The organism is Streptomyces sp. NPDC017993 (genome assembly GCF_044328065.1).
GTDB lineage: Bacteria > Actinomycetota > Actinomycetes > Streptomycetales > Streptomycetaceae > Streptomyces.
The window spans coordinates 352,863-366,053 of record NZ_JBIRGO010000006.1; the positions used below are offsets into that span (position 1 = coordinate 352,863).

Sequence of the window (13,191 nt, forward strand, 5' to 3'; positions counted from 1 at the left end):
CTTCCCACTCGGTTGGCCCCTGCCCGGCGACTGCCCGGCTGTGCGCAGCGCAATCCCCGCACGAGGCAGAGGCGTTGCCGAGGGTCCGAGGGGTCGGCGAAATGACGGACGAGCGGACGCTCAAGTTGAGTGCGCGTCGAGCGCCCGACGGCCGGAGGCGCGCCGCGGGCCGCCCGCCCGCAGCGCCTGTCCGCCTCGCTCAGCTGCCGTCAGTTGATGTCGCAACCGATGCCGTCGCCATCCGCGTCGAGTCGGTGCGGGTCGTCGTCACCCACCCACACGGGCCCGTCGAGGTCGGGGCAGTCGACGTCAGGAACACCGGCGGGCGGTCCCGGGGGATACAGCTTGCTGTTCTCGTCATTCGGTGTCTGCCCTGGTGCGGTGTCCTGCGGGCTGGGCGTCGAGTCGCCCAGCTCCTCTATGGCGGCGCCGGTGATGACACCGCCGCTGACGGTGTAGCTACCGGCGTATTGGCGCACGGTCCCGTCCGTCTGGAGTGCGTCGAGGGTCACCGACACGGTGTTGCCGCTGACGTCGACGATGCTGACGCTGTCCCGGGCCGTGTCCGCGAAACCCGCCTGGAAGGACTCGAAGGAGCCGCCGAGGCTCTTGCCGCCCAGCTCCCACGCCCGTCGGAAGTCGCGCGCGTTGACCGCCGCGAAATACGCCTTGACGGTGGACTCGGCATCAGCAGGCGGCTTCACCGTCTGTTTCGGCGGGGCGGACGGCGGCGTCTGCGACGCGGGAGGGGGGTTGGACTGCGGCCTCGTGGGCGTCGGGGGCTCGGTGACGGTCTGCGTGCTGGTGACCGTCGCGCCTTCCTGTGCGTTTCCTTCGCCGGAGCCGCAGCCACTGAGGCCTGCTAATGCCAGCGTCCCGGCCAGAAGCAGGGCGGAACCTGCGGGGAGAATGCGGCTCATCGGGTCACCTCACGGTGCTGATCGCGCTCTGCCCTCAGTGTGCGCCGCCCGCCACGGCGACGCCCGTGGATCATCCAGGAGCGCGCCCGCCGCAGGGTGCAGCCGGCGGTGCGTACTGTGCTCCGACGGCTGCGGGAGGGACATCGCGGTGACCGACGGCCGGCCGTCGGCGTGCGGGACGACCCCGAGGACCACGTCAGTCACAGCAGACTGGGACCGATGAAACTCTTGCGCCGACATGCCCCTACGCGCCGGCGCCGATCGCCCTGGGCGGTATCGGTACGCCGAGCCTGGACGGCCACACACGCCTGTGCGCCGCGACCGGCCAACGGTCGCTCGTGGAGAGCTTCGGCAGTGACGGGCATCCCGGCTCCTAACACCGGCGTCGACGCGTGACACTCTCCTGATGGCGGGTCACCACCCCGCCGAAACCCAGACGGTGCTGTGGTCACGCGTGCTGGACCGACTGCACGGCCCGCGACGGCCGCGTCACCCAGGTCCGCCGTGCGATCGGCACGTCACAGCCCTCCCGGACGCGGGACGCGCCCCCGTCGCCCTCTGACGCACGCCGCCCGCGCGGCGACGGCACCGTGCTCCAGGCGGCGGATCCCGGCAGGCCAGGCCCCCGCTCCGGCGGAAAACTGGACCGATACCGGAGCCCTCCCCGCCACGTCCCGGGCCCCGTATTCAGGAAGAGGCGATGACCGTGACGACGCCGCACGAAGGCGAGCCCGAGGGTGGCCACGACCCCGCGCGGAACGGCGAGCACACCGGTGCCCCTGATCGCGGACCGGTCGGCGACGGCACCCCCGGCTCCCCCGGCTCCTCCGCCGACTCGACGACGGACGGCGAGTCCACCCCCGCCAGCCCCACCGCGCTGCGCAAGCGCTCATGGAAGGACGCCCTCAAACGCACGCTGCGGGAGTTCCAGGCGGACAACCTCAGCGACTGGGGAGCCGCACTCACCTACTACGGCGTGCTGGCCATCTTCCCCGCCCTGCTGGCCCTGGTGTCCATCCTGGGCCTGCTCGGCAGCTCGACGATCCAATCGCTCATCGACAACCTCGGCAGCCTGGCCCCGGGGTCCGTCCGGGACGTCCTCACGAACATGCTGGAGCAGATGGAGGACAGCCAGGGCGCGGCAAGCCTCGCCCTGATCGTGGGCATCGTCATCGCCCTGTGGTCCGCCTCAGGGTACGTCGCGGCTTTCATGCGGGCCGCCAACGCCATCTACGACATCGGCGAGGGACGACCGGTGTGGAAGACCTTGCCGGTACGTCTGGGGATCACGGTCGTCGTGGTGGTGCTGCTGGCTCTCACGGCGATCGGGGTGGTGTTCACCGGTCCTCTCGCCCAGAAGATGGGTCAGGTCCTGGGGCTGGGCGACACGGCGCTGACGGTGTGGAACTTCGCCAAGTGGCCGGTACTCGTCATCCTGGTCTCGTTGATCTTCGCGGTGCTCTACTGGGCCGCTCCTAACGTCAGACGCACCTTCCGCTGGGTGACGCCGGGCGGTCTCCTGGCCGTGGTGATCTGGCTCGTCGCCTCCGCGCTGTTCGGCCTGTACGTGGCCAACTTCAGCAGCTACGACAAGACCTACGGCAGCTTCGCAGCGGTGATCATCTTCCTGGTCTGGCTGTGGATCTCCAACATCGCGACCCTGCTGGGTCTGGAGTTCAACTCGGAGCTCGAACGGTCCCGGGCCATCGAGGGCGGCCACCCGCCCGAGGAGGAGCCGTACGTCGAACCGCGCGACACCCGCAAACTCTGAGAGAGAGTCCGTGAACCGGGTCAGCGGGTGAAGCGGTTGCTGAGCTGCCAGGTGGCGGCGGTCCGGGTCACGGCTTCGTGGGTGGCGGGGAGGTCTCGTAGCCGCGTACGAGGCGGCGGAACCTGGCCGGCCAGGCGAAGGAGCATTCCACGACCCAGCGGCGGTGGAGCAGGACATGGCCCTTGGCCTGGTCAGGGCGCTTGACGATCGCCACGGCCAGGTCCCAGATGTTGCGCTGCGTAGATCCGGCACCACGCCCCCGCGCGCGGATCCACCGGCGGGGCAGGGCGTAGACGGTCTGGTGCCGCGGGAAGTCGGCCGGCAGGGCCCGCGCGTTCCGGATGCGGGCCAGGTAGAAGATCGCGTCCAGGACCAGGACCAGGGCCCGGTCCCACTGCTCGGGCCTGCCTCCGCGCCCGTCGGTGCTCCCCGTCGCCGGGAGCAGCAGCGCCGGCAGCGCCCACTGCCCGTCGGTCATCGTCGAACCGGGGTACAAGTGCCGCCGCGAGAGACGATCACCACCCCGGCCTGAGCAGGGCAGGGCAGGGCGAGTCTGCACTCGCCGATACGTGCACCCGGGCTCCTGGTAGGGCCGGAAAGCCTGGGCAACTCCTCTCCTGCCAGGAGTCCTTCACCTTCCGTGCGAGCCGCCCACCGATCGAGCACGCGGGCGCACTTCGCATCGTCCGGAGGTGTCGCCCGGCGCCTCACATATGTTGCCGACGCCGTCGGCGAAGGCGCGTCAGTGGTGGTGACCCTGCCGGCCGAGGGTTTCCACGGGGGTCGCGCCGGGGCGGGTCCACTGCGGCACGGGCCGGCTGGTCGGGCCCCAGGTGGCGACGCCGTCGGCGTCCGAGCGCCAGGTGCAGCTGATCGGCTCGCCATGCCCGCCGACGGGCGCGCCGGTCTGCGGGGCCTCGGGCCAGCCCTCGGGGTCGTCCTCCCACGCCTCGCGGCGGCCGTAGGGCGTCATGTCGAGCAGGCCGAGGGACCCGTTGACCGGCTCGTTGCCACGTCCCGTCGTGGAGTAGGTGAGGAACACGCGGTCGCCGTCGCGCAGGAAACAGGCGATGTGCCCCATCTGTCCGCCGATCGGCGCCTCCACGCCCCGCACCGAGTACCAGGGCTGGGTGTAGCCCATGAACTCGACGTAGGGAGCCACCTCGTCCCACGGGCCCGAGGTCAGGACGGCGAACGAGACGCCCCGGGCGTTGAGGTAGACGGCGTCCTTCACGTGCCAGGCCGTGGTGGTGCAGCCCTCGCACTGCCCCTGGTGCGGTGCGCCGTCGTACCACATGTGCTGGTAGACCACGAGCTCGTCGCGACCCTGGAACAGGGATAGGAACGGGACCGGCCCGTCAATGCCGGTGACCTTGACCGCGCCGTCGAGCTCGACCATCGGCAGCCGTCGCCGGGCCGCGGCGATCGCGTCGCCCTCATGGGTGTGCGCCTTCTCGCGGACCAGCAGCTCCTCGCGCGCCGCCTGCCAGGTGGCCAGGTCGACGACTGGCGGCTTGCCGGGGAGGTCGCCGCTCGCGTTGCCGGGCGTGGTCGTCATGGTGCCCTCCGTGGTGTCTCGTGCCGGGCGGCGTCGTACGACGGGCAACGACGCTCACCGGAACAGACTCGCGACCCGGCCGGAACTCATCGCACCAGGAGGCACCCTCGGTCGAGCCTGCACGGACCACGTCGGGCCGACATCTTCACAGGCGCGCTCTGGCGCCGGTTTCACCCGGGGCCCCGTCGGCAACGCGGTCCGGCCGGCGTCTTTCCCGGTCAGCGCGCGTAGAGCACGGCGTAGGCCATGAAGAACGCCGCGCAAAGGAGGACGACGATCCCGATGATGATGGCGGGGCCTTTGGCCCAGCCCCGCGTGAGGTCGGCGCGAGGGCCGGTCTCCGCACCCGTGCTGTCCTCACCGGGCGGGGTCTCCCCCGGGGGCACCAGACCACCGGGGTCAAGGCCGGGCGTGCGACGAGGCTCCGGATCCGGTTCTTGCGTGTCCATATGTCGAGCTTGCCCGATAGCGACCGATTCATTGGTGAGCGACGCCGGATCATTACCCCGGCCGCCGTGCGCACCGCGCCACGGGCGAGCGAGGAACCGCCGCCCCCCCAAAGATCTTGAGCGGCGTCTGCGGCGGCCACCCGATACCGCCGTGAGCTGCGGCATCGGCCACGGCGCGGGCCGAGTCGCCCGCCCCGCAGCCACACAGCGGCAGATAACCTCTCCCCCGAGCCCGGGAAAATCTGCCGCGGTGAAGGTAGACATGGAAAAACGACGCGGTTAGGGTTTCTCGGGTAGCCGACGAAGTCAGCGATAGGCGGCGGCGACGAACTGCCGCGAGGAACGCGGAACGGCAGTGGAGTGGTGGGGCCGGAAGTGCGCGATGGTCCCACGACTGATTGCCGGGCCGGGCGGCCGCAGGGTCGCCACCCGCAGAACCACAACACGGAGCAGGAAGTTCAACCGAGGAATTGAGAGAGGAGCAGACACCATCAGGATGGCCCGAGCAAGGCCCAGGCCGCTCGGGAACCGCAGGCCCCGGAATGGAAGGTGGTCCCCGGTCACGCATTCGCGATCCCCGTATCTCCGACCTCCCAGACGGACATGCGGAAACAGAAGGCCGGCGCCCGGCGCCGGCAGATGGTGTTGAAACCCCTCGGGGCCCCGGTGCCGTACGGCGCCGGGGCCCCTCGACGCGTCACAGAAGAGGTGCAAATGCCCCCAGAAAATCCCCCGAACACCACCGACCGACTTGATGATGACGATTACCCTGCCTACACCATGGGCCGCGCCGCGGAGATGATCGGCGCCACGCCCACCTTTCTCCGGGCCATCGGCGAGGCACGCCTGATCACCCCGCTGCGATCAGAGGGCGGCCACCGCCGCTACTCCCGCTACCAACTGCGCATCGCCGCCCGCGCCCGCGAACTCGTCGACGACGGCATGCCGATCGATGCCGCATGCCGCATCGTCATCCTGGAAGACCAGCTCGAAGACGCTCACCGGCTGAATGCCTCACTTCGCGAGTCCACGGCCGGAACGGGCGAGAGCGCGCATTCCTGACCGGTGTATTACCCCACGCCGGACGCCGGGGCAGCAGGCACCAACTACGTACGGGTGACACGCCGTCGCCGTCCTTTCCCACGTCGGCCACGGCCCCGGGACGGGCGGCGGCCGGGCCACCCGACAGGGGCCCCCGTCAGCGGAAACAGCCGTCCGGGCCGCGGATCGTGCGGCCCGGACGGACGAATATCTCCAGCCTCAGACGCAGAATTTTTCCCGATGTGCGGCAAGGGTTCACGACCCGACGAGCGCAGCGATATTACTCACCGCGCCCGTTCGCATGCACCGTGTTACTGTCGATCTCAGTTGCAGTTGTGGTTCCCAAAGACTTCAAGTGCGCTTAACGGCTTTCCGTGCCGGTGGGTGTGCTTTTGTATTTCCGGTGCATTCCGGACGGGGTAATCATCGCGGCAACGCCGGCCGCGCACAGTGCGCGGCCCGGGAATTGCCCCGAAGGAGATATGGCATGGCTACCGGCACCGTGAAGTGGTTCAACTCGGAAAAGGGTTTCGGCTTCATCGAGCAGGAGGGCGGCGGCGCTGACGTCTTCGCCCACTACTCGAACATCGCCGCCCAGGGCTTCCGCGAGCTTCAGGAAGGCCAGAAGGTGACGTTCGACGTGACGCAGGGCCAGAAGGGCCCGCAGGCGGAGAACATCGTCGTCGCCTGACCGAGGCGCACGAGCCGGTTGGGGCCCGCACCGTGAGGTGCGGGCCCCAACTGTTGTGCCACAACGGGCCGTCGGTGCTGCAGCGACCTTGAGGCGCCCCACTCTTCGCGCACCTCTTTCAGACGCTTCGACCGTTCGACACCGATATGTGCGGATCCATGCGTTCTTCACGGCTCCTTCATGACAATCACGACTGTTTCACCTCCCGGCCGCATGACAGCGTTCGTGGCATCACGAGGCCGAGGGAGTGGGATGAACAAGGGTTACGCCGTCTTCTGCGACGCCGACCGGCAGTTCTACGACGCCCCGCATCGGCTGCCGGCCACGGGCAAGGGCAGCGCCGGCCTCTACGAGACACTGCGGCAGGAGCTGCCGGACGGCTGGCAGCGCCACCGCTCGGGCGACTGGCTGGCGTTCCGCCCGCTCGACCGTGAACTGCCCAGCCAGGGCTGGAAGATTCACGTGTCCGCGTGCTTGGACAACGCCGAGAAGGTGCTCGACCGGGTCTGGGACTACTGCGTACCGAGAGCCATCGCCTTCAAGTGCATGCCGAGCCGGTACCTGCTGCACACACGCAACGCCAAGTACGCCGACCGCGGCGCCAGCGGGAAGTTCCTCACCATCTACCCCGCCGACGAAGCGCAGTGCCGCGTCATCGCGGAGGACCTGGACGCGCTGCTCGGGGGCGAGCCGGGGCCGTACATCCTCAGTGATCTGCGCTGGGGTGCCGGGCCGGTGTACGTCCGCTACGGCAGCTTCACCGAGCGGCACTGCTACGACGACGCGGGTGAGCTGTGCCCCGCGGTGGAGGACGCGCAGGGCCGGCTGGTCCCCGATCGCCGGGAGCCCACGTTCCACGTACCGCCGTGGGTCACGCTCCCGGACTTCCTCGAACCGCATCTGGCCGCCCGCTCCGCGACCACTGTCACCGAGATCCCGTACCGCATCGAGCGCGCGCTGCACTTCTCCAACGGCGGCGGCGTCTACGTCGCCCGAGACCTGCGCACGGACGAGCGGGTGGTGCTCAAGGAGGCCCGACCGCACGCCGGACTTGCCGCGGACGAGGCCGACGCGGTGACCCGTCTGCGGCGTGAGAGAGACGCACTGCGGCGACTGTCAGGGCTGGGGTGCACTCCCGAGGTGCGCGACTGGTTCACGCTGGGCGACCACTCCTTCCTTGCGTTGGAGTACATCGAGGGGCGGCCGCTGAACAGCTTCTTCGCCCATCGCCACCCGCTGATCGAAGCGGATCCCGGCCCGGACCGGCTCGCCGAGTACACGGAGTGGGCCCTTCGTGTGCACGGTCTGGTGGCGGACGCGGTCGCCGCGATCCACGCCCGCGGCGTGGTCTTCAACGATCTGCATCTGTTCAACATCATGCTGTCCGAGGACGAGACCTCGGTGGTGCTGCTGGACTTCGAGGCCGCCGCGATCGACGACCAGAGCGTCCGTCAGGTCATCGCCAACCCGGGCTTCGTGGCCCCCGCCGACCGCCGGGGCTTCGATGTCGACCGCTACGCCCTGGCCTGTCTGCGGCTGGCCCTGTTCCTGCCGCTCACCAGCCTCTTCGCGGTGGACCGTACGAAGGCGGCGCATCTGGCGCGGATCGCCGCCGAACAGTTCCCGGTACCACGGGCGTTCCTCGACGAAGCGGTGGCGGAGATTCTGCGCGGGCACCGGGCACCGGCCACACCGTCGACCGCGCCCGCGGACGCCGGGGCGGACTACCTGCCGGTAGCGCTGGACGACTGGCCGCGCAGCCGCGACTCCATGGTGCGAGCCGTGCTCGCGTCGGCCACGCCCGAGCGGGAGGATCGCTACTTCCCGGGCGACATCGCGCAGTTCGCGACGGCGGGCGGCGGCACCTCCTTCGCCAACGGCGCCGCCGGGGTGCTCTACGCCCTGGCCGAGACCGGCGCCGACCGCTGCCCCGAGGCCGAGGAATGGCTGCTGCTGCGGGCGAAGTCACCCGCCTCCGGCAGTCCGCTCGGCTTCTACGACGGCCTGTCCGGCGTCGCCTGGGTACTGGACCGACTCGGACACCGCGAGCACTCCCTGGCGCTCGTCGAGCGGATCACCGCCGAGAGCTGGACCGACATCGCTCCCGATCTGCACAGCGGGCTGGCGGGACTCGGCCTGGCCCTCGACTCCCTCGCCACGTCCACCGGCGAGAGCGCCCTGCGGGACAAGGCACTGCGGTGCGCCGAACTCGTCGCCGAGAGCGCCGAAGCGTCCGGCGGCGAGGGCACACAGGCCCGCCCGGCGGCCCGTGCCGGCCTCCTGCACGGAGCCACCGGCACGGCGCTGCTCTTCCTCCGCCTGTACGAACGGACCAAGGACACCGCCCTGCTGGACCTGGCCGCCGACGCGTTGCGCCGGGATCTGGCCCGCTGCGTACAGGGCGTCGGCGGCGCTTTACAGGTCGACGAAGGCTGGCGGACGATGCCGTATCTCGGCGCCGGCAGTGTCGGTATCGGCATGGTGCTCGACGACTACCTCGCGCATCGTGCGGACGCGGAGTTCGAACGGGCGCGGGGCGAGATCGTGCGGGCCGCGCAGGCCAAGTTCTATGCCCAGCCGGGGCTGTTCCGCGGCGCGGCGGGCATGGTGTTGCACCTGAGCCGCACCACGGCCGGTGGCCCCGGTACGCACGCCGCCGATCTGCGCAGGCAGATCGCCTCACTCTCCTGGGGCGCCGTTCCCTACCAGGGGCACCTGGCCTTCGCCGGGGAGCAGATGATGCGCCTCTCCATGGACCTGAGCACCGGCACCGCAGGGTGCCTGCTCGCGCTGGGCAGCGCGCTGCACGACAAGCCCGTGCACCTGCCCTTCCTCCCGCCGCCACCGCGGCCCTGAAGCCGGCCCCTCCGGGGGCCGAATGAGAAAACCCTGTCCCCACCTATGAGAGGAACCATCATGACCCTTCTCGACCTCCAGACGATGGAAACCCCCAAGGCCGAGACGACGGACGAGTTCACCGGCGGCGGAGGCGGCGGAAGCCGCGCGAGCCTGCTGCTCTGCGGTGACAGCAGCCTGAGCGTCACCACCTGTAACTGACGGCCGTCTGCGCTGAGGCTCAAGCCTCCGCGTGATGTGCTCGCGGCAGCCCCGGGCGGACAACCGTCCGGGGCCGCCGCTCCGCCGTACCCGTCCCACGGAGCCGAGGTCCGCACCGCATGGCCCCCACCTCCGGGCCCGCCGCGCCCCGGCGGCCCACCGCCCCGCACGGCGCACCGGACACCGGTGCCCGCCGTCTGCTGGCCGGCGCCCTCCGACACAGCGCGGGCCGAACCGCGGCCGTCTGTCTCTTCAGTACGGGCTCCGCCGCGGCGGCCGTCGCCCTGCCCGCCGTACTCGGGCACACGCTCGATCTGGCGCTGGAACACTCGGCGGCCCTCCCCCACGCGGTAGCCCTGTGCGCGATGCTGCTCGCCGCCGAGGTGCTGCTGGACACGCTGGTGGCGTGGACCGGGGGCGTCACCACCGCCCGTAGCACCGCGTGGCTGCGCCGCCGCGGTGTCGATCATCTGCTGGCGCTGGCCCCGCACCGCGCTGCCGACCGCTTCTCACCCGGCGATCTCGTCACCCGGCTGACCGGCAACGCCGCCGAAGCGGGTGCCGCACCGACGACGGCGGCCACCGGCCTCGCCGCCGTCCTCACCCCGGTGGGCGGTCTGCTGGCCCTTGCGCTCACCGACCTCTGGCTGGCCGCCGTGTTCATCGCCGGGGTACCCCTTCTGGCCCGCCTGCTGCGTGTGTTCGCCCGTGGCTCATCCGACAGCGTCTCGCGCTATCAGCGGGTTCAAGCGGACATCGCCACCCGGCTCGTCGAAGCGCTGGGGGGCGCCCGCACCGTGGCCGCCGCCGGCACTGTGGACCGTGAGCGTGCCCGCGTCCTCACCCCGCTGCCCGAACTGGGCGCGCAGGGACGGCAGATGTGGCACGTGTACGGCCGCGCCGTGGTCAGCAGCAGCATCCTGGTGCCGCTGCTGACGACCGCCGTGCTCGCCGTCGGCGGAGTGCGGCTGGCGCACGGCGGCCTGTCCGTCGGAGAGCTGCTGGCGGCTTCCCGCTACGCGGTCCTCGCGGCCGGCCTCGGTGGTGTGATCGGACAGCTCAACTCCCTGCTGCGCAGCCGCGCCGCGGCCCGTCGGGCGGCCGAGCTGCTCGCGGTGGCACCGATGCGCAGCGGCAGCCGCCCGCTGCCGGACGGTGGCCCCGGACGGCTGGAGCTGCGTGCGGTCACCGTGGTGCGCGGGGGCGCCACCGTGCTGCGCGACATCGACCTGGTCGTGCCGGGGGGCACCACCATGGCTGTCGTCGGGCGGTCCGGAGCGGGCAAGTCGCTGCTCGGCGCCGTGGCCGGCCGGCTGGCCGATCCCGACGTCGGCGAGGTCCTGCTGGACGGGGTGCCGCTGACCGAGGTGGACCCGGCGGCGCTGCGCCGGGAGGTCGGGTACGCCTTCGAGCGCCCGACGCTGCTCGGTGACACCGTCGAGGCCGCGGTCGCCTTCGGGCCGTACCGCCCGCCCGCCGGGGAGATCGAGGCCGCGGCGCGTGCGGCCGGCGCCGACACCTTCGTGCGGCTGCTGCCCAAGGTGTGGTCCGCGCCGCTCCGCGACGCCCCGTTGTCGGGCGGTGAGCGTCAACGCCTGGGTCTGGCGAGGGCGTTCGCCCATGCCGGCCGACTACTGGTCCTCGACGACGCGACCTCCAGCCTGGACAGCGTCACCGAACTGCACGTCGGCCGCGCGCTGGTGCACGACGTACAGCCGGGCACCCGACTGCTGATCGCCCACCGGGTCTCCTCCGCCGCCCGCGCCGATCTGGTCGCGTGGGTGGACAACGGCCGGATACGTGCCGTCGGCCCGCACGACCGACTGTGGGAGGACGCCGCCTACCGGGCGGTGTTCGCCCATTCCGGTGACGACGCGACGGCGGCCCCGTGACGAGCACACGCGAGCGGCTGCTGCCGCAGGCACTGCGCTTCCTGGGCCGCCGCAAACGGGTACTGCTCACCCTGGCCGGCTGGTCGCTCCTGGAGTCGGCGCACACCTTCCTCGGCGGCTACGGCATCGCCATGGCACTGGACCACGGCTTCCTGGCCGGCCGCACCGGTACCGGGCTGGTGTGGCTGGGCGTGGCAGCGCTGGCCGTGGTGGTGGGCGGGCTGGCCGGCGGCGGGGTCTTCCGCGGGCTGGCCGACCTCGTCGAGCCGCTCCGGGACGGTCTGGTGCGCCGGGTGGTGGGGAGGGCGCTGACGCAGGCCGTGTCGGAGCCGGCGCGCGCGGCCGACAGTGCCGTGGTCTCCCGGTTGACGAACCAGACCGAGATCGCCCGGGACAGCTTCGCCGGGCTGGTGCTGGTCGCGCGCTCCTTCGTGTTCACCGCCGTCGGCGCGTTGCTGGGGCTCGCGTCGCTGGCACCGCAGCTGTTGCTGCTCGTACTGCCGCCGCTGATCGTGGGCCTGCTGCTCTTCCTTGCGACGCTCCGTCCCATGGCCGGCCGCCAACGCGCCTTCCTGCACGCCGACGAGGCGGTGTCGACGCAGGTCGGGGCGATCGCGACCGGACTGCGGGACGTGGTGGCCTGCGGCGCGCAGGAGCTGACGGCCGCACGGGCGCACGCCGTGATCGAGAGCGAGGCACGGGCAGCGCGTTCCCTCGCCCGGTGGGCGGCCGCGCGCTCGCTGTCGCTGGGCGTGGCGGGGCATCTACCGGTCCTGCTCCTGTTGGTCGCCGCCCCCTGGCTGTTGCGTCAACAGGTCACGGCAGGCGCCCTGTTGGGAGCCTTGACCTACCTGACCCAGTCCCTCCTGCCGGCTCTGCACACCTTGATGAACGCGCTCGGGGCGGCCGGCACCAGGCTGCTCGTGGTGCTCGACCGACTCACGGCCGGGCCGGAGGAGCCGAGCGGGCCGGGCACGCAGCGCCCCTCCACACCGCCTGCCGCGAGCCTCAACCCAAGCGCTGCGCCCTCGTCTCCGCCCGCCCGGGCCCGCCAGGGTGGCTCCCGGGTGGAGCTGCGTGCGGTGACGTTCACCTACGGTTCCACGGCCCAGCCCGTGTTGCGCGACCTCGATCTCACGGTCGAACCGGGCGAGCACCTGGTCGTCGTGGGCCCGAGCGGTATCGGCAAATCCACCCTGACCGGGCTGGTGGCCGGCCTCCTCGAACCCGCGCACGGCGAGGTGCTGGTCCAGGGAGGGCCGGCGCGCGTCCCGAGCGCCGACGATCCCGCGCTGCTGCGGGTGCTCATCCCGCAGGAGGCGTACGTCTTCACCGGCAGCGTGCGCGAGAACCTGCTCTACCTGTGCACGGCGGGGGCGCCCGCGGCGGCCCTGGAGGCGTCGGCGGAGGCGGTCGGGCTCGGTCCGTTGCTGCACCGCCTGGGCGGTTTCGACGCGCAGATCGATCCCGCGTCCTTGTCGCAGGGCGAGCGTCAGCTCATCGCGCTGGGCCGGGCCCACCTCTCCCCCGCACCGCTGGTGCTGCTGGACGAGGCGACCTGCCACCTCGATCCGGCGGCCGAGGCACGGGCGGAGCTGGCCTTCGCGGAGCGGCCGGGGACGGTGATCGTCGTGGCGCACCGGATCAGTTCGGCCCGGCGGGCGGACCGCATTTTGGTCCTCGACGGCGTCCACGCCGCCTGCGGCACTCACGACGAGTTGCTCAGCCGCTCGGCGCTCTACCGTGACCTGGTCGGGCGTTGGCACGCGGAACGCCTCTGAGAGCGACCAGGCCGCGCCCCGTAAGTGATCT

The 13,191-nt window shown here is 71.5% G+C and carries 11 protein-coding genes; 7 read left to right on the forward strand and 4 right to left on the reverse strand.

The annotated features are described in order from the left end of the window. Positions 1-209 precede the first annotated feature (209 nt). Positions 210-920 carry a hypothetical protein gene (locus tag ACH4FH_RS13590; RefSeq protein WP_398555964.1) on the reverse strand — a complete coding sequence of 237 codons (711 nt, stop codon included), beginning with the start codon at positions 918-920 and terminating at the stop codon, positions 210-212. A 700-nt stretch (positions 921-1,620) separates the two neighbouring features. Between ACH4FH_RS13590 and ACH4FH_RS13595 the strand changes: the two genes are divergently transcribed. Continuing rightward, positions 1,621-2,691, forward strand: a complete 1,071-nt coding sequence (locus ACH4FH_RS13595) for a YihY/virulence factor BrkB family protein (RefSeq protein ID WP_398555965.1) — start codon at positions 1,621-1,623, stop codon at positions 2,689-2,691. A gap of 67 nt (positions 2,692-2,758) precedes the next feature. On the opposite strand, the gene ACH4FH_RS13600 is transcribed toward ACH4FH_RS13595, so the two are convergent. The 3 genes from ACH4FH_RS13600 to ACH4FH_RS13610 form a co-directional block, all read right to left on the reverse strand. Next, entirely contained in the window at positions 2,759-3,169 is a 411-nt protein-coding gene (locus tag ACH4FH_RS13600) for a transposase (RefSeq protein ID WP_398555966.1), read from the reverse strand. Between the two features lie 264 nt (positions 3,170-3,433). Continuing rightward, positions 3,434-4,249 (reverse strand): DUF899 domain-containing protein, encoded by an 816-nt coding sequence (locus ACH4FH_RS13605; protein ID WP_398555967.1) that lies wholly within the window; start codon positions 4,247-4,249, stop codon positions 3,434-3,436. Between the two features lie 218 nt (positions 4,250-4,467). Next, a complete protein-coding gene (locus ACH4FH_RS13610) occupies positions 4,468-4,698 on the reverse strand; it encodes a DUF6480 family protein (RefSeq protein WP_398555968.1) in 231 nt (76 codons plus the stop codon). A 714-nt stretch (positions 4,699-5,412) separates the two neighbouring features. Between ACH4FH_RS13610 and ACH4FH_RS13615 the strand changes: the two genes are divergently transcribed. The 6 genes from ACH4FH_RS13615 (at position 5,413) to ACH4FH_RS13640 (ending at position 13,160) form a co-directional block, all read left to right on the forward strand. Next, on the forward strand, positions 5,413-5,760 hold the full coding sequence (locus ACH4FH_RS13615; protein ID WP_398556075.1) for a MerR family transcriptional regulator: 348 nt from the start codon (positions 5,413-5,415) through the stop codon (positions 5,758-5,760). 466 nt (positions 5,761-6,226) lie between these two features. Next, entirely contained in the window at positions 6,227-6,430 is a 204-nt protein-coding gene (locus ACH4FH_RS13620) for a cold-shock protein (protein ID WP_393897030.1), read from the forward strand. A gap of 252 nt (positions 6,431-6,682) precedes the next feature. Continuing rightward, positions 6,683-9,286 (forward strand): class III lanthionine synthetase LanKC, encoded by a 2,604-nt coding sequence (gene lanKC, locus ACH4FH_RS13625; RefSeq protein WP_398555969.1) that lies wholly within the window; start codon positions 6,683-6,685, stop codon positions 9,284-9,286. Between the two features lie 60 nt (positions 9,287-9,346). Continuing rightward, positions 9,347-9,487 (forward strand): SapB/AmfS family lanthipeptide, encoded by a 141-nt coding sequence (locus ACH4FH_RS13630; protein ID WP_393897032.1) that lies wholly within the window; start codon positions 9,347-9,349, stop codon positions 9,485-9,487. Positions 9,488-9,606: 119 nt separating this feature from the next. Further along, positions 9,607-11,379, forward strand: a complete 1,773-nt coding sequence (locus ACH4FH_RS13635; protein ID WP_398555970.1) for an ABC transporter ATP-binding protein — start codon at positions 9,607-9,609, stop codon at positions 11,377-11,379. Beyond that, positions 11,376-13,160: an ATP-binding cassette domain-containing protein gene (locus ACH4FH_RS13640; protein ID WP_398555971.1), complete on the forward strand. Its 1,785-nt coding sequence runs from the start codon at positions 11,376-11,378 to the stop codon at positions 13,158-13,160. The genes ACH4FH_RS13635 and ACH4FH_RS13640 overlap by 4 nt, the downstream gene beginning before the upstream one ends. The last annotated feature ends 31 nt before the right edge of the window (positions 13,161-13,191 follow it).

What these genes read in the sequence shown, in the direction of transcription:
- ACH4FH_RS13630 (WP_393897032.1), top strand. Translation starts at nt 9,347, where the DNA reads ATGACCCTTCTCGACCTCCAGACGATGGAAACCCCCAAGGCCGAGACG.
- ACH4FH_RS13605 (WP_398555967.1), bottom strand. Translation starts at nt 4,249, where the DNA reads ATGACGACCACGCCCGGCAACGCGAGCGGCGACCTCCCCGGCAAGCCG.
- ACH4FH_RS13600 (WP_398555966.1), bottom strand. Translation starts at nt 3,169, where the DNA reads ATGACCGACGGGCAGTGGGCGCTGCCGGCGCTGCTGCTCCCGGCGACG.
- ACH4FH_RS13620 (WP_393897030.1), top strand. Translation starts at nt 6,227, where the DNA reads ATGGCTACCGGCACCGTGAAGTGGTTCAACTCGGAAAAGGGTTTCGGC.
- ACH4FH_RS13635 (WP_398555970.1), top strand. Translation starts at nt 9,607, where the DNA reads ATGGCCCCCACCTCCGGGCCCGCCGCGCCCCGGCGGCCCACCGCCCCG.
- ACH4FH_RS13590 (WP_398555964.1), bottom strand. Translation starts at nt 920, where the DNA reads ATGAGCCGCATTCTCCCCGCAGGTTCCGCCCTGCTTCTGGCCGGGACG.
- ACH4FH_RS13615 (WP_398556075.1), top strand. Translation starts at nt 5,413, where the DNA reads ATGCCCCCAGAAAATCCCCCGAACACCACCGACCGACTTGATGATGAC.
- lanKC (WP_398555969.1), top strand. Translation starts at nt 6,683, where the DNA reads ATGAACAAGGGTTACGCCGTCTTCTGCGACGCCGACCGGCAGTTCTAC.
- ACH4FH_RS13595 (WP_398555965.1), top strand. Translation starts at nt 1,621, where the DNA reads ATGACCGTGACGACGCCGCACGAAGGCGAGCCCGAGGGTGGCCACGAC.
- ACH4FH_RS13610 (WP_398555968.1), bottom strand. Translation starts at nt 4,698, where the DNA reads ATGGACACGCAAGAACCGGATCCGGAGCCTCGTCGCACGCCCGGCCTT.